Raw genomic sequence first — 18714 nt, 5'->3', positions numbered from 1 at the left:
TGTCCGCCATTAGTTAAGCACCGATGAAACCAGCAGCTGCGTATACGGATGATGCGGATCGTCCAGCACCCGGTCGGTCAATCCGCTCTCCACCACGCGCCCCTGCTTCATCACCAGCAGGCGATGCGCCAGCAAACGCGCCACGCCGAGATCGTGCGTTACAATTACCACCGCCAGATTCAGCTCACGTACCAGCGTGCGCAGCAGATCCAGCAGGCGCGCCTGCACCGACACATCCAGCCCGCCGGTGGGCTCATCCATAAACACCAGCGTCGGCTGCGTCACCAGGTTGCGCGCAATCTGTAAACGCTGCTGCATGCCGCCCGAAAAGGTGGTGGGCAGATCGTCGATGCGATTGGCGGGGATCTCCACATCCTGCAGCCAGCGCATCGCCTCTTGACGAATATCACCGTAATGCCGCTGGCCTACCGCCATCAGCCGCTCGCCGATGTTGCCGCCCGCCGTGACTTGCGGACGCAAACCATCCAGCGGATGCTGATGCACCACGCCCCATTCGGTGCGCAGCAAGCGGCGGCGATCGCTCTCGCTCAGCTGATAGAGATCCTGCGCGCGATAAAGAATGTTGCCCTGCTGCGGCGCTAAGCGTGCTGACAGGCTGCGCAGCAAGGTGGTTTTGCCCGATCCGGATTCCCCAACAATGCCTAACACTTCGCCAGGATAGAGTTCAAAACTCACCTCTTCAAACCCTTTGCCGGGCGCGTAAAGGTGGGTGAGATGGTTGACCGCAAGCAGCGGCTGTTCACTGTGCATGCTGTTGTTCCTGCTGCTGGTGGCAAAAATCGGTATCGGAGCAGACAAACATGCGCGTACCGGCGTCATCCATCACCACCTCGTCGAGGTAGCTGTGGCGCGAACCGCACAGCGCGCAGGGTTCTTCCCACTGCTGCACGCTGAACGGGTGATCGTCGAAGTCGAGGCTTTCCACTTTGGTGTACGGCGGCAGCGCATAGATGCGTTTCTCACGTCCGGCACCAAACAGCTGCAGCGCCGGCATCATGTGCATTTTGGGGTTGTCGAATTTGGGGATCGGCGACGGATCCATCACGTAGCGATCGTTGACCTTCACCGGATAGGCATAGGTGGTGGCGATATGGCCGTAGCGGGCGATATCTTCATACAGTTTCACCTGCATGATGCCGTACTCCTCCAGCGCGTGCATGGTGCGGGTTTCGGTCTCGCGCGGCTCGATAAAGCGCAGCGGCTCAGGGATCGGCACCTGGAAAATCAGGATTTGATCTTCTTCCAGCGGCGTTTCCGGAATGCGATGACGCGTCTGGATCAGCGTGGCGTCGATAGTACGTTCAGTGGTGGCCGCGCCGCTGACGCGCTGGAAGAAGCGACGAATGGATACCGCGTTGGTGGTGTCATCCGCGCCCTGATCGATCACCTTCAGCACATCGGCATCGCCAATAATACTGGCGGTGATCTGAATGCCGCCGGTGCCCCAACCGTAGGGCATCGGCATTTCGCGTCCGGCGAACGGCACCTGATAACCGGGAATCGCCACCGCCTTCAGAATGGCGCGGCGGATGGTGCGTTTGGTCTGCTCATCCAGATAACCGTTGTTGTAGCCGGTTAACTCACTCATGGTTCTGCTCCTGATGCGGTTGGCGCAGTTGTTTCAGCAGCTCAAGCTCCGCCTGGAAATCGACGTAGTGCGGCAGTTTCAGATGCGAGACAAAGCCCGCCGCTTCGACGTTGTCGGCATGCGACAGCACAAACTCTTCGTCCTGCGCCGGGCCGGCAATGCGTTCGTGGTACTCCGGCGCCTGCAGCGCGCGATCCACCAGCGCCATCGCCATCGCTTTGCGCTCGGAACGGCCAAACACCAAACCGTAACCGCGCGTAAAGTGCGGCGCGCTGTCAGTTTCGGTGGTGAAGCCGTTCACCATCTCGCATTCGGTCAGCAGGATTTCGCCAATCTCAATCTCAAAGCCCAACTCTTCCGGGCAGATTGACACGCTGAGATAACCGGTACGAATTTCACCGGCGAACGGATGGTTGCGGCCGTAGCCGCGCTGCGTCGAGTAGCCGAGCGCCAGCAGAAAACCTTCGTCGCCGCGCACCAGCTGTTGCAGCCGTGCGGCGCGCGTAGCCGGATAGCCTGGCGGTTCGCGGGTGATGTCGCACGGCTCGCTGCCGTCATCCTCTTCGCGTGCCGCCAATCCTTCCGCCGTCATCATGCTGAACACGTGCGGACAGCGTTGTGGCAGCGCCTGATCGTCACGCGGCGCGGCAGGCGTTTCGCCATTCGCCAGCAGGGTGAAATCGAGCAGACGATGGCTGTAATCGTAGGTTGGGCCGAGCACCTGGCCGCCCGGCAAATCCTTGTAAACTGCTGAGATACGGCGTTCGAGGCGCATCTCATCGGTTGCCAGCGCCAGGCTATCGGCGAGACGTGGCAGCGTGGTGCGATAGGCGCGTAGCAGGAAAATCGCTTCCACCAGATCGCCGCTCGCCTGTTTAATTGCTAAAGCCGCCAGCTGCGGATCGTAGATGCCGCCTTCGGTCATCACGCGATCGACCGCTAAACCCAACTGTTGCGCCACCTGATCGCAGCCCAATTCGGCGACCTCGCGATCGCCACGACGCAGATCGGCCTGCAGCTGATGGGCGCTGGCTATCGCCTTTTCGCCCCCTTTGACCGCAACGTACATCAGCACACCTCCACGTCGGTGGTGCGTGGCAGCGCCATCATCGCTTCACCGCAGGTGAAAATCAGATCCACACCTTGTGGGAACGGATGTGGGCGCTCACGCAGATAGTGCAGAATCGCCTCCGGCAGCTGCGGCGCAACGGCGCGCGGCTCACGTAAGCCGGGACCGGAAAGACGCAGCGTTAAGCCACCGCTCAGTGACGGCACTTCCACAATCAGCGTGGTGCTTTTTTCCGGGGACATGTTGTCGCCAGAAGCAAACAGCGCCGGATCCGGATTGGCCGCCGCGTGCGTCAGCGCAAAAGGGGCATCGCGCTCATCGACAATCGGCACGCCGGTGTGGAAACGCAGGTTGCTGCGTACCACGTCACTATCGATGCGGCCATCCAGCCACAGCGCACTCTCCTGATCGACCAGCGTCAGCAGCACCGCCGTGGCCGCCGGCGAGAGATCGCCCCAGCCCTGTTGCAGCGGCAGCGATACCATCACACCCGGCTCGCTCATCGCTTTGAGGATGCGGCGGAACGCACGTTGGGCATCGGCCACCGGATGGGTAAAACTTGCCAGTAAAGTCATCAGTTATCTCCGCGAACCAGCGTAAAGAAATCCACTTTGGAGCTGGCGATCTCACGCGCACGCAGCTGTCGCTGCTCTTCACGCAGAGCCGCCAGCGGGGCAATCAATTTTTCCTGCAACAGCGCCTGGGTTTCCGGCTGTTGCAGCAGCGCATCAATTAGCGCGCAGCGTTCGGCGTGCGCTTTGTCGCGCCCCAGCACGTAGCTAAAGCCGAGCGTACCGTCGTGCAGCTTCACCACCGCACGCGTCACCGTGGCATCGCCCATCACAAAGCGCTTGCCGCTGCCGCCCATGCGCGCCTGCAGGCGGGTTAAGCCGGTTTCTGCCGGACGGATGCGTTCAAAATCAGTATTGATACGTAACGGCTGCCAGTGCGCCTCAAGCTGGCGGGCTTCACTGTGCGCCAGCACCGAGAGCCAATGCTGGCGGGCGGTTTGCTGTGTCATTCGTGCTCCAGAGTCAGTTCAATCATGTCGCCACGCGTCAGGCTGACGGAGTATTCCGCTACCTGACCGTCGCTGTGTTTATTCAGGGTGCGCACACACAGCAGCGGCGACTGCAGCGCAATCTCCAGCTGCTTGCACTCTTTGGCTTGTGCACGACGCGTGCTGATGCGGGTTTGGCTGCGCGTCAGGCTCAGGCCAAGCTGCTGCTGCATAAAGTCGTGCAGTGAACCGCTGTGGAACTGTTGCAGCGCCGGCCACCAGCTGAGTTGCGCCAGGAAGTGGTTAATGACGCACACCGCCACGCCATTGACGCGGCGCAGCGTGCGCAAGTGGATAACGTTGTCACCTTCGTTGACGCCCAGCGCGCTCGCCACATCACTGCTCGCCGGACGCAGCACCGCCAGCAGACGCTCGCTGGTGGGATGGCTGCCCTGCTCCATCAGGTTCTGGCTGAAGCGCGCCTGCGCATGCAGCGGATAATCGTACGGCCGCATCAGTACCAAAATGCCCACGCCGTGACGCCGTTGCAGCAGGCCTTTATTGACCAGCTCATCCACCGCGCGCCGCAAGGTGTGACGATTCACTGCGTAGTGATCGGCCAGCTGCTGTTCAGAAGGCAGATAATCGCCGCAGCGATAGCGCTCCTGCAGCGCCTGCTCAAGCTGGGCGGCAACGGCCTGATAAACAGTGGTCGGATGTCTGGATATCTCCATCACGCTCAATACCTCATTCGCATTGGTTGAGGAACGCAGCGGTCTTGCTGCGGGATGGCGATTACATTGCGCATGTCAGATGACAGCGCCGTGACGGCTCAATGACGGGCGGATGAATTTGTTTTAGGGCAGCAGAATCACCGCGAAACGGACGGCGTTTTTAATAAATTATTTTTAACTGTTCTGTTTGTGACAGCATTCAAAAAATTAACGCTAATTTACATCACGCTTTCATCTCCCCTACAGAATACAGCCTGCGGATGTTCTGCTAGGTTAAAGGATGAACCCTTCTTGTCAGGCCAACTTTTAAAATGATTAACGCAATAAAACTATCGGATGGTTTTCGCCGCAACTTTGTGCGTGAAGTTATTTTGCCGCTGCTGGCAATTTTGCTTCTGACCTTCGTCGGCGCGGGCGTGGGTCTGTTCTGGGGCACAGCGTTAAGCAATAACGAAGCGCGCGATCAGCAACAGCGCATGATACAGGCTTCGTTTACCCAGAGCCTGACGGAACATCTGCGCCAGCTGCGCAGCCTGACGCGCTGGTCACCGCTGGCCGATCAGCTGGCGTCGTCGCATCCCGACCAACGCTGGCTGACGCAAAATGTCGGCGGCTGGCTCTATGACATGTTTGATCACCAGTTGGTGGTGCTGCTGGACCGCGACAACCAGCTGATTAACGTGTGGCGCAATGGCCAGCCGGTGCCGGACAAGCGCATCGGCCCTTATCTGCAGGACATGCTGAACAGTCCGCTGGTGCAAAACAGCGATGTGGTAGCGGGCCCCACCGATCACGCCGATTTCGTGCGCATCGGTCAACGCGCCGCCGCGCTGGCGGTGGGCGATATCAGCAGTACCAAACAGGCCGGGCGCTATCGTCTGGTGAGCATTAAGTTTCTCGATGATGGCTATCTGCGCAACCTCGCCGATCGCAGCCAGCTGCGTCAGTTGCATTTCAGCGACAGCGAGCCAGCGGGGAAAACCAAAGCGCGCTATCTGCTGAATTCACAACAGGGCGAACCGGTCGGTTACCTCAGCTGGAATCCCGATAAGCCCGGCGCGCAGATGTTACGCACCCTCGGCCCGTCTACCTTGCTGTCGGTGATCCTGATTACCGTGCTGTGTTTGGTGATGGTGCGCCGCATCTGGACCTCGTCACTCAAGCTGTCGCAGTCGCTGCTGAAACTCGGTGCCAGTGAAGCGCAGGCGCAACATCTGGCCTTTCATGATGTGTTAACCGGTTTGCCCAATCGTTCTCTGGTGGAAGATCGCTTAACCCAGGCGCTGGCGCTGGCCGGACGCCACGATCAGCGCGTGGCGCTGCTGCTGCTGGATCTTGATCGCTTCAAAAATATCAATGATACCCACGGCCATCACGCCGGCGATGAGTTGATCATTGAGGTGGCGCGCCGCCTCAATGAGATTGTGCGCACCAGCGACACCGTGGGCCGCATTGGCGGCGATGAGTTCATCATCGTGATGCCGGAGGTGGAGAATATTGGTCAGGTGCAATCGCTGGCGAAACGCATCATCAGCCGCCTGAGCGAGCCGTATCAGCTGGTGGGCAGCGAGCTGTGGGTGGGCGTCAGCATCGGTCTGGCGCTGGCGCCAAAAGACGGCACTGATCGGCTGGAGCTGATGCGCAAAGCGGATATCGCGCTTTATGATGCCAAAAACCACGGACGCGGCCAGTATCGCCAGTTCGAAAAAGTGATGGATGAATCGCTGCGCACCCGTCAGCAGATGGCGGCGGATTTGCGTCAGGCGCTGGTGAAGTTTGACGGGTTAGCGGTATGGTATCAGCCGCTAATGGATATTAGCGGCCAGCAGGTGGTGGGTCTGGAAGCGCTGTTGCGCTGGCATCACGCCATGCGCGGCGACGTTTCACCGGGTGATTTCATCGCCATCGCCGAAGAGACCGGCATGATCATCCCGCTCGGCGAATGGGTGCTGCGCGAAGCCTGTAAAACGTCGCTCAAGCTGCCGGATATTGTGGTGGCGGTGAACGTCTCGCCGGTGCAGTTCCGCGCGGTGAATTTTGTTGAGCGCATCATCCATATCGTGCAGGAAGAAGGTGCCGATCCGCAGCGCATGGAGCTGGAGATCACCGAAGGCGTGCTGATCGAAGATGAACACGAGGCGCGCAACAGCATCATTGCGCTGCGCGAAGCCGGCTTCCGGATTGCGCTGGATGATTTCGGTACCGGCTATTCAAGCCTTAATTACCTCAGCAGCTTCCCGGTGGACAAAATCAAGATTGACCGTTCGTTTACTCAGTCGCTGGGCGTGGCGCAGAACTCTACCGCGATTGTGGAATCGGTGGTGCGGTTGGGTCACGCGATGGGCTTAACGGTGACTGCCGAAGGCGTGGAAACCGAAGGCCAGAAAAACGCGCTGGCCGATGCAGGCTGCAATCAGCTGCAAGGCTATTTGTTTAGCCACGCGGTGCCGCTGGATGACATTTTAACCATGTTGCCGTCCGCTTCCCGCCCTTAACGCCCCCGCGCGGCGGCCGCCGACTGCCGCGCTTTTCTCGCTAACGCATTGAAAAGCTGCGTGCGCATCGGGACCATTCTCGTACCCTGATTAACGCGTTTAACCCACTCTCTCGTCTGTGCGCCTGCTAAGCAGGCGTCGATCCCTTCTTTTACTCTGTTAAGGAACCACAGATGAAACCACGCTATCCGGATTACACCCTCGACACCGACCGCGCGTCGCGTGAAAACGGCTCAACCGCCTATATCGCGCTCGATAATTCAACTTATGTGATTGAGCAAACCGCCACCAAATCCCTGAGCAGTTTCCCTGAAAGCCTCGTCAGTGACACACCGGTAAGCTACGCGCACCAGCCTTCGTCCTACGCTTACGGCGTAAAAGCGGTCACCCCGGTTATTCGCTATGCCTGGGATGACGTTGGACAAGAGCAAGGCATGCGCGCCAGCGGCAACCGCACCGACGATGCCGCCCCGACTCTGCGCGGCACCGGCCCGGCGAACACTTACATGGACATTATGTTCACCAACGGCAGCGTAACCCGCTACAACGGCATCACAACCGACGCTGACGGTAACTGGAGCTGGACGCCACGCGCCGATTTGGCCGACGGCACCTGGACGTTTACCGTCCAGGCCGACGGCCAGGAGACGTGGAGCAATGCATTCACGTTGATCATCGACACTCCGGCGGCACCGGAAGCGCTGATTACCCACATCTACGATAACGTGGGCAGCGAGCAAGGCGAGCGTTTCAGCGGCAGCATCACCGATGACTCGACGCCAACCCTGCACGGCACCGGCCCGGCTAACACGCTGATCGATATCCTGTATAGCGATGGCGGCAGGGTGCGCACCAACAGTACCTTCACCGACGATGAGGGCAACTGGAGCTGGACGCCCTGGCAGAATCTGAATGACGGCTACTGGACGTTCCAGGTGCAGGTTGAAGGCGCACCGAGCTGGAGCCAGAGCTTCGCGATCACCATTGATACGCCGGAAGGCCGTATCGCGCTGCGCGATGCCGAGATCACCCATATCACCGATAACGTCGGCAGCGATCAGGGCGACCGCTTCAACGGCAGCATCACCGACGACGCGCTGCCAACCCTGCACGGCACCGGTCCGGCGAATACGCTGATCGATATTCTGTATACCGATGGCGGCAAAGTGCGCACCAACAGCACCTTCACCGACAACGAGGGCAACTGGAGCTGGACGCCCTGGCAGAATCTGAAAGACGGCTACTGGACATTCCAGGTGCAGGTGGAGGACGCACCGAGCTGGAGCCAGAGCTTCGCGATCACCATTGATACCTCGGCTGATACGGCAAGCAGTGATGACGCGTTCAGCAACGGGTTTACGTCACTGAGTTTTGGCGACCTGTTATCGGTTGTTGATAGTGACATTTTGATTGATAACGGTAAAACGCAGTACATGCTGGACAACGACGCCAGTAACGTGGTGAAGCTGGAGGATATTTTATCCGGCAACGATATTGACGGCTGGCAACAGCAGCAAGGCACCCTCACCGTGGCGGGTGTTCAATATGATGTTTACCACTACACAGATGAGACAGAATTACTGGTGCAACATGCCGTTTAATCGGCATTAAGTGAGAGCCGTATTAACCAAGCCATGCCGCCTTTGCAGCATGGCTTTTTTGTTTTTGGGCGGCGTTAAATGAAGTGCGCGTGAGTAGGGTTTAATGCCGATCAGTTAAGCGCCGTAGCAAATCACCGTACCTTCCGTTGCGGCGCGATTCATCGCGCATGCTGACGGCCGCACCCCGCCCCGCCCGGCACTGCGCCGCTCCAGGAATTTTCCTCCTTTGCAGACGGTTCTTGATACGGGCCCGTTACGCGCTGCTCTACCATTCCCGCCGCCGTGCGATGTCGCGTTGACCGCGCCGCACCACCTTTGACAACACAATTATGGACGATACCTATGAATGACTTATTAGCCCGCAGCCCGGTGTTCTATCGCGAAAGCGCCGACGGCAGACTGGTGTTCGGTAACAAAACCGCGCTCGAGCCCGGCGGCTTTATCGAGCTGGTGATTGGCACCGACACCTTCCGCGTCCCGGTGGACGACAAGGGCTTTTATCGCTGGGAGGCGCCGACGCCCTACGCCGACGGCGAGTACAGCTTCTCCATCCGCCACTTTGACGCCGCCGGCAACCGCAGCACGCCAACGCTCGGCACCGTGATTGTCGACACCACCCCGCCATCCGCGCCCGACCTGATTAACCTCTACGACGACCAGGGCGCCGTGACCGGCAGTTTCGACGCCGGCAAAGCCACCGACGACAAACGCCCGACGCTGACCGGCATCGCGCAGAAAGGCAGCACCGTTTACCTGCTCAACGACAAAAATGAAAAAATCGGCAGCGCGGTGGCGGACAAGGTCACCGGCAAGTGGGTGATGGAGCCGTCTCAGGACCTTAACGACGGCGTTAACAGCCTGCGCCTGATGGCCGAAGAGACCTTCGGCGGCAAGCTGCGCGCCGGCGCGCCTTCCGAGGCGTTTGACATCGTGATTGCCGGCGAGGACGTCAAAGTCACCATCACCGACGCGCTTGACGACGCGGGCAGCTTCACCGGCTCGCTCGGTCACGGCGCGCTCACCGACGACGCCACCCCGACCCTGCGCGGCGAGGTCTCCGCCGGCAGCACCGTTATCGTCTATTACCGCCTTGCCGGCAGCCCGACCTGGGCCGGCAGCGCCACCGCCACCGTCAGCGGCGACAGCTGGAGCTGGACGCCGGGCAGCAACCTGCCCGACGGCCGCTATGAGTTCCAGGCCAGCACCGGCGAGGTCGCCTCGGTGCTGTTCGAGCTGGAAATCGCCGGCACCGCCGGCATCGCCCAGCGCACCCGCATTGAGTCCGTGACGGACGACTTCGGCCCCGTCACCGGCCCGCTGGCAAACGGCGCGATGACCGATGACGCCACGCCGACCTTCCAGGGCCGCGCGGAGGCCAACAGCCAGGTGGTGATCCGCTACACGCTGGCGGGCGGCGCGGCCGCTTCCGTCACGGTTAACGCCGACAGCACCGGCCACTGGAACTGGACGCCGGGCGTCAGCCTGGCCACCGGTCAGTGGACGTTTGACGTGAAGTCGCAGGGCCAGTCCGGCTGGAACGACAGCTTCACGCTGACCATCAACCCGGACGCCGACCGCAACGCCACCATCGACGGCGCGCTGGACGACTTCGGCCCGGTGACCGGCAGCCTGAGCAGCGGCAGCAGCACCGACGACACCACGCCGACCCTGCGCGGCAGCGGCCCGGCGAACGGCAGCATCACGCTGCGCTATAAGCTGGGTTCGGGCGAGTACGCCTCTACCACGGTGAACGTGGACAGTGCAGGCAAGTGGACGTGGACGCCGTCCGCGCTGGCGAAAGGCAGCTGGACCTTCGAGGTGCAGAAGGCCGGCCAGAGCGGCTGGAGCAGCTTCCAGCTCACCGTTGATCCGGCGCTGGACCTGAAGCCGACCATTGACAGCGCCTGGGACGATGTTGGTGCGGTGACCGGCAGCCTGAACAGCGGTGACGCCACCGACGACAGCACGCCGACCCTGCGCGGCAAGGGCGTGGCCGGCAGCGTGATTTACTTTCAGAGCGGCACGTCCGGCGGTGCCTGGTACGACGCGGGCAGCACCGTGGTAAAAGCCGACGGCAGCTGGGAGTGGACCTCGCCGGCGCTGAGCAGAAACGGCACCTGGGAGTTCCGCGCCAAAGCCAGCCACGGCGGCGTCGACAGCACCTGGACCGGCAAGTTCATCCTTAAATACACCGCCGCGGAGGCGCCGGCCATCACCGACGCGCTGGACAACGCCGGCCCGGTGACCGGCAGCCTGAGCAGCGGCAGCAGCACCGACGACAGCACGCCAACCCTGCGCGGCAACGGCCCGGCGAACAGCACCATCACGCTGCGCTACAAAACGGACGGCGGCAGCTACGCCTCCACCACCGTGAACGTGGACAGCACCGGCCACTGGACGTGGACGCCGTCCGCGCTGGCGAAAGGCAGCTGGACCTTTGAGGTGCAGAACGCCGGCCAGAGCGGCTGGAACAGCTTCACGCTGACCATCGACCCGGACCTGGATCGCTATCCGACCATCGACAGCGCCTGGGACGATTTCGGCGCGGTGACCGGCAGCCTGAGCAGCGGCAGCAGCACCGACGACACCACCCCAACCCTGCGCGGCAGCGGCCCGGCGAACAGCGTGATTACGCTGCGCTATAAGCTCGGCAACGGCGGCTACACCTCCATCACGGTGAACGTGGACAGCAGCGGGCACTGGACGTGGACCCCGTCCGCGCTGGCGAAAGGCAGCTGGACCTTCGAGGTACAGAAGGCCGGCCAGAGCGACTGGAGCAGCTTTACGCTCACCGTCGATCCCACGCTGGACCGCAACGCGACCATTAACGGCGCCTACGATGATTTTGGAACCGTTAAGGGCATTATCGCTAACGGCGGCATCACCGACGACGCCACCCCAACCCTGAACGGCAGCGGCCCGGCGAACAGCGTGATTTCGCTGCGCTATAAGCTCGGCAGCGGCGGCTACGCCTCCACCACCGTAAACGTGGATGCGGCCGGCAACTGGACCTGGACGCCGTCCGCGCTGGCCAGCGGCAAATGGACCTTTGAGGTGCAGAAGCCCGGCCAGAGCGGCTGGAGCAGCTTCACGCTGACCGTTGACCCGACCGTGGACCGTAAACCGACCATCGACAGCGCCTGGGATGACGTCGGCCCCACCACCGGCCTCATCAGCAACGGCGGCACCACCGACGACAGTACGCCAACCCTGCGCGGCACCGGCCCGGCGAACAGCACCATACTGCTGCGCTACTTCCGCCTGGCCACCCTGGTTGAAGGCACCATCAAAGTGGACGCCAGCGGCAACTGGACGTGGACCGCGCCGGAGCTTACCGACGGCAACTGGACCTTTGAGGTGAAAAAAGAGGGGCAGCACGAGTGGAGCAGCTATGAGCTGAACATTGACTCCAGCGCCGACCGCTACCCGACCATCGACGGCGCCTGGGATGACGCGGGCCCCAACACCGGCAGCCTGAGCAGCGGCAGCGGCACCGACGACGCCACGCCGACCCTGCGCGGCAGCGGCCCGGCCAACGGCAGCATTACGCTGCGCTATAAGCTGGACGGCGGCAGCTACGCCTCCACCACGGTGAACGTGGACAGCGCAGGCAAGTGGACGTGGACCCCGTCCGCGCTGGCGAAAGGCAGCTGGACCTTTGAAGTACAGAAGGCCGGCCAGAGCGGCTGGAGCAGCTTCACGCTGACCATCGATCCGGCGCTGGACCTGAAGCCGAGCATCGACGGCGCCTGGGACGACGTCGGCGCGGTAACCGGCAGCCTGAAGAGCGGTGACACCACCGACGACAGCACGCCGACCCTGCGCGGGCGCGGCGTGGCCGGCAGCGTAATTTACTTCCAGAGCGGCACGTGGGACGGCGCCTGGGAAAACGCCGGCAGCACCGTGGTGAAAGCCGACGGCAGCTGGGAGTGGACCTCGCCGGCGCTGAGCCATAACACCACCTGGGAGTTCCGGGCGTTGGCCAGACTCGATGGCGCTCAGAGTGACTGGAGCGGCAAGTTTGTGCTGGAGTACAACAACCCGGGGCCGACCATTACCGATGCGTTTGATGATTTTGGTCCACAAACCGGCAGCCTCGCCAGCGGCGCCAGCACCGATGACAGCACGCCAACCCTGCGCGGCACCGCGCCGGCGGACAGCGTGGTGATGATCCGTGCGCAGCATGCGTCGGGTGAGACAACTTACAGCGTGCAGGCGGATGCGGATGGAAAGTGGAGCTGGACGCCGGATACGGCGCTGGCGAAGGGGGAATGGGATTTCCAGGTCAAAAACACTGAAACTGGCAGTTGGGGCAAGGTTTTTGAATTAAATATAATCAAAGAAATTCCTGATGGAGCAGAAAAAGCAGATCTAGACGACCTGGAATTGGGAAGATTCAATTGGGATATGCATATTTATTTCTTTAATAAAAAAATAAGCACAGCATTTCATGACACACCGGATGTAGTTTTGACCCCTGACAACGCTCCAGATAATTTCGGCGGTCATTCATTTAAATTCACCAGAGGTCAATATATTGATGTCTATCGTACAGTGAGTACTAGCTTAGTGGGTAGGGTTCAAATGGATCTTTGGAACAGTAGCAGTAAAGATATGACTTTAGTTTTGAATTCTGGTTATCGTTGGAGCATACAAATAGTGCTTAAAGCAGGTGAGGCCTTCACTTTGGACACGAAAGATTACGTAGACAATAAAGATGTCGGCATCTATTACAAGAATTTTCAGCACCTTACAATTACTTGCCCCGAGTCTTTAGCATACCTGTATATGGATAACTTGGTTGTGACTCATTTTCCTGACAAAGGATTATATGACGCTCAAGATGAACCCGAAAATATCGTCCACTTCCTCGACGGCGTCGACGAATTAACCGATCACCCCATCACCGGCAGTGAAACCCAGGTCGATACCCTGCAATTAACCGGTAAAGATCAGCTGCTCGATTTACCTCAGCATCAGGCAGAGATTCAATCGGTGGAGATTTTTGATATTCGCGGCAGCGGGGATAATACGCTGAAGATCGATCTGGATGCGCTGCTGCATTACGGCGAAAAAGATCTGTTTATCGAAGACGGCAAAACCCAGCTGATGGTGAATGGCGATGCCGGCGATGTGGTGCAGCTGAAAGATATTCTGCCGGCAGGCAGCGATATCAGCGAATGGCAGCATCAGCAGGGCACGGTGACGGTCGCGGGCGTGGAGTATGAGGTTTACAGCCACGGCGATGACGCGGAACTGCTGGTGCAGCAGGGGGTGAAAACCGAGCTGATTTAACGGTTAGATCCTCTATTATCTGTCTGGAAAGCCACCGAAATTCGGTGGCTTTTTTTGTTGTTTACCCACTCAGAAACTTCGGGCATTGCGCAACGGCTGGCATTGCGCGATAAATCGCGCCGCTACGTTGCGCGGCGGTCACGTCACACAAATTTCGCACGTTACCGTGGCGGCATCGCACCCCTTGCCACTCGGCATCATCCCATCGCCTGCGTCATCAACCCATAAGCCTGCATCGCGCCGGGCTGTGGCGCCCATGGCGTGCCGCGCACCATGATGGTGGGCGCATCCACCTGCTCCAGACCCAGGGTTTTCAACCATGCCGCCAGCGTTAACGCGGCGTCGGTATCGATACGCACAAACTCGCCGCGCAGCGTCTGCATCAGGGCGGCAATCAAGGTTTGCGCGCTCGCCAGATTCAGCGCAATCACCGGGCCAATCGACCAGCCGTGACCAAACCGCCGCAGGCTGGCGAAGCCCTGCACGCGCTGCTGCGCATCCAGCAATATCCGGGTTTGTGCAGCGGCAATCAGGTGGGTGATTAACGCGGGGCGCCACAGGCCGTGTGCCTGGTGATCGAAGGCGGTCAACGGTTGTGCCTCTGCGGGCAACGCGTGACGCAGCGTGAAACCGGCTGGCACCGTCAACGCTGGCACCGCCGCCAGCGCGCGCGTTTGATGCTGCAGGATCTGGCCCGTTACCGCAAAACCGAGTTTTTGATACAGCGGTTTGCCGCTCTCGGTGGCGTGCAGCCGCAGCCGGTAATCAGGGAATTGTTCCAGCAGCGCCAGCATCAACTGTTTACCGATGCCCTGCCCTTGCCAGCGTGGGCTGACGATGACGAGTCCGATGGTGGCTGCCTGCTCGCCCCAGCGAAACCCCAGCGCGCTGCCGGCATAGTCGCCCTGATGTTCAGCCACCGTGCCTGCGCCGAACGTCAGCGCCTGCTGCCAGTCTTCGCGGCGATGCGGCCATTGCAGTTGCTGCGTGAGGGCAACGCCGGAATCGATGTCGCGTGGCGTCATAGCGCGTAGCCTGATCATGTTTGCTCCTGATGTGCGGGAAATGCCCTTGTCTTTAGCACATTTCAGGGCGGGGATGAAAGCGGGAACGCGGTTGCGTGGCGGTGCGGCTGGGTTGCGCCGCACCGTGCTGGCTTAGATCTGGAAGTCGATGGCCGGTTCGTTTTCGGTTTCGTAGGATAGCGCCTGACGCTTGATCTCCTCCAGCGACAGGTTGGCATTACAGAGTTCGAGGAACTGCCAAACGTAATTGCGTTGCAGCTGGCCGCGCTTCAGGCCGAGCCACACGGTATTGGCATCGAACAGATGATGGGTGTCAATTTTTACCAGATCTTCGCCTTCGTAAATATCGCACGCCTGATCGGCGAGAATCCCCACGCCAAGACCGAGTTCCACGTAGGTTTTCACCACGTCAGAATCCTGCGCGCTGAGCACGATATCCGGGCGCAGACCGGCGGCCTGGAATGCCCGATCCACCCGCGAACGGCCGGTAATGCCCTGACGATAGGTGATTAACGGATAGCGGCTCAGGCTGGCGAGCGTAATGGGCTGCTGCTGTAACAGTTCATGATCGTGCGGCACCAGTAGCGAGTGATGCCAGCTGAACCACGGGAACGCCGCAAGACTGCTGTTGTTCACTAGCTGCTCGGAGGCGATACCGATATCGGCTTCACCGGCCAGCAGCATGGCGACAATCTCCTGCGGCGATCCCTGATTCAGCTCAAGGCGCACGTTGGGGTAGAGCTGGCGAAACGCTTTGATCACGCGCGGCAGGCTGTAACGCGCTTGGGTGTGCGTAGTGGCGATGGTCAGCACGCCGCTGGTTTCATTGGTAAACACATCCGCTAAGCGGCGCACTTTGCCCGCTTCATCAAGGATGCGCTCAGCAATGGTCAACAGCGCCTTGCCCGGTTCGGTCATGCCTAACAGTCGCTTACCACGACGAATAAAGATTTCCACGCCCAGTTCATCTTCCAGATCGCGAATATGGCGGCTGACTCCGGATTGGGAGGTAAACAGCGTATTCGCCACTTCGGTGAGGTTGAACTCGCAACGGGCCGCTTCACGTATAATTTTAAGTTGCTGGAAATTCACACCCTTTTCTCCTGATTCCTGCCCCTGTTTCGTCCATGTTATGAAGTTGGTGTCATCGCAACAAATAATAAAAAACGGTGTGTTATGCGGAATAGTAATAAGGGGTAGTTTGAAGGACGCCCTCACCCCCGCCCTCTCCCGCAAGCGGGCGAGGGAGCTGATCGAGCGGTTGGTTGGTGAGGTGATTTATTTGGCTAATATAGGCTGGATCGGTCCCCTCTCCCATTGATGGGAGAGGGTTAGGGTGAGGGAAAAAGTGCGCTTAACTCATCCCACCAGCATCAATTCACGGTCCTCTACCGCTGGCTTATTCAGCAGCGACAGCAAAATATTCTTCACGGCCTGCGCCGATGGCGACAGCGGCAGACGCGCCGAGATGTTCAGCGACAGCGGCAGATTGAGTGACGGACTGTTAATGCGCGCCATCCACGCATGGGTTGAACTCACCAGCGCCCGCGCCGCAGATTCTGGCAGCACCGTCACGCCCATACCGCTGGACACCGCCGCCGTCAGCGTCGAAATGGATTCGATTTCGCCAATGATGCGCGCGCTCAGACGGCGCAGCGAGAACGCTTCATCGACACGTTTACGCACCGCGCTGTAATCGCGTGGCAGGAACAGGCTCATCTGCGCCACATCGGCCAGATCGACCGTGGCACCCGGGCACGCTGTTGCGCCCACCAGATAGAGCTCTTCTTTCATTAAAGGAATGCTGTTGATGCCCGCCGTTGGCGCACGGTCGTACAGCACTGCCATATCCAGCTGGCCGTTCATCACTTTTTCATTGAGCGAGGTGCCGCTGTTTTCATGCAGATACACCAGCACATCCGGGAACTGCTCACGCACCGTGTGCAGCAGCGGCATGGTGAGCGAAGATGCAGCGGTGCCCGGCGCTAAACCAATCGAAACCTGGCCGTTCAGTGCCTGGCCGGCGTTAATCACCGCCGTTTGCGCCTGTTCACACTGGCGCAGAATGGTGCGAGCGTGGGCATACAGAATTTTTCCAGCTTCAGTGGGCGTTACGCCGCGCTTGGTGCGGATCAGCAATTGCTGATCGAGTTCATTTTCCAGCGTCGCCACCTGCTGGCTAAGCGCAGGCTGCGCGATGTGCAGCACTTCTGCTGCCTGAGTCAGGCTGCCGATATCGACGATTTTTACAAAATACTTGAGTCGTCTTAAATTCATGTTGCCTCCGTCAATCCCCGAATACCCAGTTGGGTGTTTCAGCCTGCTGGCTTGTGGGAATGAGGTTGCAATATGCAGGCCAGGTTTGTTCGCGATGCAAAATTGCGTTGCCAGATTTTTCCTAACGGCACGGAAAATAAGCGTTTGTGATTACCTCGAAGGAGTTAATAAGCGTGGGCGATGACGTGATTCGCGTGAGCTTTAAACAGCATGCACCGCCGTGGGGCAGAAAATGCGAGTCAGGCGTGCAAAAAAGTGATGACCGGATGAGCTGGTTTGGTGCAGAAAACACAGAAAGTGAACAGAAACGGCGGGAATGGAACAAAACGAGCGGGAAAGAATGGGTTTAGCCAGCTGGAAAACTTATGTGGGCGGCGGTGCGCGTTGTCCCTCACCCTAACCCTCTCCCGCGCGCGAAAGAGGTAACCGACCGTGCACAATGTCACTACGCAAAATAATTCGCGCTGTAGCAAGGCGGCAAGAAAATTCAGCCCCGGGAGCATAGTTAACTATGTGACCGGGGGGAATTTTCGCAGCTAACGCCGCTACAGCGTGAAGTATGAAGCGTATTAGCGTTTTTTACGGTTGCGATGCATATCTATTGAAACCGCTGCGACGATGATGATGCCTTTGATGATGTCCTGCACGTAGGCATCGACACCGACAAAGGTGAAGCCGCTCTTGATCAGGCCAAGAATCACCGCACCAATCAGCGTACCGGTAATGCGGCCCACGCCGCCCATCAGGCTGCTGCCGCCGATAACCGCAGCGGCGATGGCATCCAGTTCGTACGCCATCCCCATACTGGACTGGCCACTACTGACGCGCGCCGCCAGCACCACACCCGCCAGGCCAGAGAGCGCACCGGCGATGGTGTAGACGATGATCAGGTACTTATTAACGTTGATACCGGACACTTTGGCGGAGGTCATGTTGCCGCCAATCGCGTAGACATATTTGCCGTAGCGAGTGTGTTTTAGTGCGATGTGGAACAGGAACGCCACCACCAGGAAGATAATGACTGGCATCGCGCCCTGGCCGATGGAGGTGAAGCCATCTGACAGGAAGCTAATCGGGTTACCCTGCGTGTAGTACTGCGCCAGACCGCGTGCCGACACCATCATGCCGAGCGTGGCGATAAACGGCGGAATACCGGTTTTGGTGATCAGCACGCCATTCATTACACCGCACAGCAGCCCTACGCCAATCCCGGCGACGATGGGAATCACCGCAGGCAGGTTCACCAGCGAGGGATACATCGGCGACAGGCTGTCTGAGGTTTGCGCCAGACTGGCCGCCACCACCGCGGTTAAGGCAATAACCGAACCGGATGACAGGTCAATACCGGTGGTGATGATGACCTGGGTCACGCCCACCGCGATGATGCCGATGATCGCCACCTGCAGAATAATCAGCACTAAGCGGTTGGTGTTCATCAGGAAAGATTGGTCACGTACGTACCAACCGGCAATTTCAAAAATCAGGGCAATGCCCACCATCACGACAAAAATCCCGGTGTCTTTTGGCAACTTGTGACGCAAATTGCCAAAGAAAGAACTCTGTTCTGCGGCCTGCGGGGCCGTAATTTTTACGTTACTCATAGGTGTCT

14 protein-coding genes are annotated in these 18714 nt (G+C 59.6%); 4 read left to right on the top strand and 10 right to left on the bottom strand.

Annotation, left to right across the window (positions count from 1 at the left end; all coding sequences use genetic code 11):
- Positions 1–9: 9 nt before the first annotated feature.
- Genes phnK through phnF form a run of 6 tightly spaced genes read right to left on the bottom strand, consistent with a single transcriptional unit; the run spans position 10 to position 4412 of the window.
- Complete coding sequence (gene phnK / locus Q3H59_RS07490; protein ID WP_101762819.1) at positions 10–771, bottom strand: phosphonate C-P lyase system protein PhnK; 762 nt, start codon at positions 769–771, stop codon at positions 10–12.
- Positions 761–1609 (bottom strand): alpha-D-ribose 1-methylphosphonate 5-phosphate C-P-lyase PhnJ, encoded by an 849-nt coding sequence (locus tag Q3H59_RS07485; RefSeq protein WP_154157365.1) that lies wholly within the window; start codon positions 1607–1609, stop codon positions 761–763. The genes phnK and Q3H59_RS07485 overlap by 11 nt, the downstream gene beginning before the upstream one ends.
- Entirely contained in the window at positions 1602–2678 is a 1077-nt protein-coding gene (locus Q3H59_RS07480; protein ID WP_309834099.1) for a carbon-phosphorus lyase complex subunit PhnI, read from the bottom strand. Before Q3H59_RS07480 ends, Q3H59_RS07485 begins: the two co-directional genes overlap by 8 nt.
- Complete coding sequence (phnH, locus tag Q3H59_RS07475) at positions 2678–3253, bottom strand: phosphonate C-P lyase system protein PhnH (RefSeq protein ID WP_309834098.1); 576 nt, start codon at positions 3251–3253, stop codon at positions 2678–2680. The genes Q3H59_RS07480 and phnH overlap by 1 nt, the downstream gene beginning before the upstream one ends.
- Entirely contained in the window at positions 3253–3699 is a 447-nt protein-coding gene (phnG, locus tag Q3H59_RS07470) for a phosphonate C-P lyase system protein PhnG (protein ID WP_101762822.1), read from the bottom strand. Before phnG ends, phnH begins: the two co-directional genes overlap by 1 nt.
- On the bottom strand, positions 3696–4412 hold the full coding sequence (phnF, locus tag Q3H59_RS07465; RefSeq protein ID WP_192233472.1) for a phosphonate metabolism transcriptional regulator PhnF: 717 nt from the start codon (positions 4410–4412) through the stop codon (positions 3696–3698). The genes phnG and phnF overlap by 4 nt, the downstream gene beginning before the upstream one ends.
- Before the next feature lie 311 nt (positions 4413–4723).
- Between phnF and Q3H59_RS07460 the strand changes: the two genes are divergently transcribed.
- The 3 genes from Q3H59_RS07460 (at position 4724) to Q3H59_RS07450 (ending at position 13803) form a co-directional block, all read left to right on the top strand.
- Complete coding sequence (locus tag Q3H59_RS07460; RefSeq protein ID WP_309834095.1) at positions 4724–6907, top strand: EAL domain-containing protein; 2184 nt, start codon at positions 4724–4726, stop codon at positions 6905–6907.
- A gap of 173 nt (positions 6908–7080) precedes the next feature.
- Positions 7081–8508, top strand: a complete 1428-nt coding sequence (locus tag Q3H59_RS07455) for an Ig-like domain-containing protein (protein ID WP_309834093.1) — start codon at positions 7081–7083, stop codon at positions 8506–8508.
- A 342-nt stretch (positions 8509–8850) separates the two neighbouring features.
- The gene (locus tag Q3H59_RS07450; RefSeq protein WP_309834091.1) at positions 8851–13803 is read left to right on the top strand and encodes an Ig-like domain-containing protein; all 4953 of its coding nucleotides are present in this window, start codon (positions 8851–8853) and stop codon (positions 13801–13803) included.
- 197 nt (positions 13804–14000) lie between these two features.
- Here Q3H59_RS07450 and Q3H59_RS07445 read toward each other — a convergent pair whose 3' ends face one another.
- From Q3H59_RS07445 to nac, 3 genes are all read right to left on the bottom strand, one after another.
- Positions 14001–14846 (bottom strand): GNAT family N-acetyltransferase, encoded by an 846-nt coding sequence (locus tag Q3H59_RS07445; protein ID WP_309834089.1) that lies wholly within the window; start codon positions 14844–14846, stop codon positions 14001–14003.
- 114 nt (positions 14847–14960) lie between these two features.
- Entirely contained in the window at positions 14961–15920 is a 960-nt protein-coding gene (cbl, locus tag Q3H59_RS07440) for an HTH-type transcriptional regulator Cbl (protein ID WP_101762578.1), read from the bottom strand.
- A gap of 267 nt (positions 15921–16187) precedes the next feature.
- Complete coding sequence (nac, locus tag Q3H59_RS07435) at positions 16188–17105, bottom strand: nitrogen assimilation transcriptional regulator NAC (protein WP_101763422.1); 918 nt, start codon at positions 17103–17105, stop codon at positions 16188–16190.
- A 173-nt stretch (positions 17106–17278) separates the two neighbouring features.
- Here nac and Q3H59_RS07430 point away from each other — a divergent pair, with 173 nt between their 5' ends.
- Complete coding sequence (locus Q3H59_RS07430) at positions 17279–17455, top strand: hypothetical protein (RefSeq protein ID WP_210082089.1); 177 nt, start codon at positions 17279–17281, stop codon at positions 17453–17455.
- A 219-nt stretch (positions 17456–17674) separates the two neighbouring features.
- Here Q3H59_RS07430 and Q3H59_RS07425 read toward each other — a convergent pair whose 3' ends face one another.
- Positions 17675–18706 (bottom strand): ABC transporter permease, encoded by a 1032-nt coding sequence (locus Q3H59_RS07425; protein WP_101763421.1) that lies wholly within the window; start codon positions 18704–18706, stop codon positions 17675–17677.
- Between the last annotated feature and the right edge of the window lie 8 nt (positions 18707–18714).

Origin of the sequence: Pantoea sp. SORGH_AS_0659, from assembly GCF_031453915.1 — a bacterium.
GTDB lineage: Bacteria > Pseudomonadota > Gammaproteobacteria > Enterobacterales > Enterobacteriaceae > Pantoea > Pantoea leporis.
This window is presented reverse-complemented; position numbering and strand designations above follow the sequence as displayed.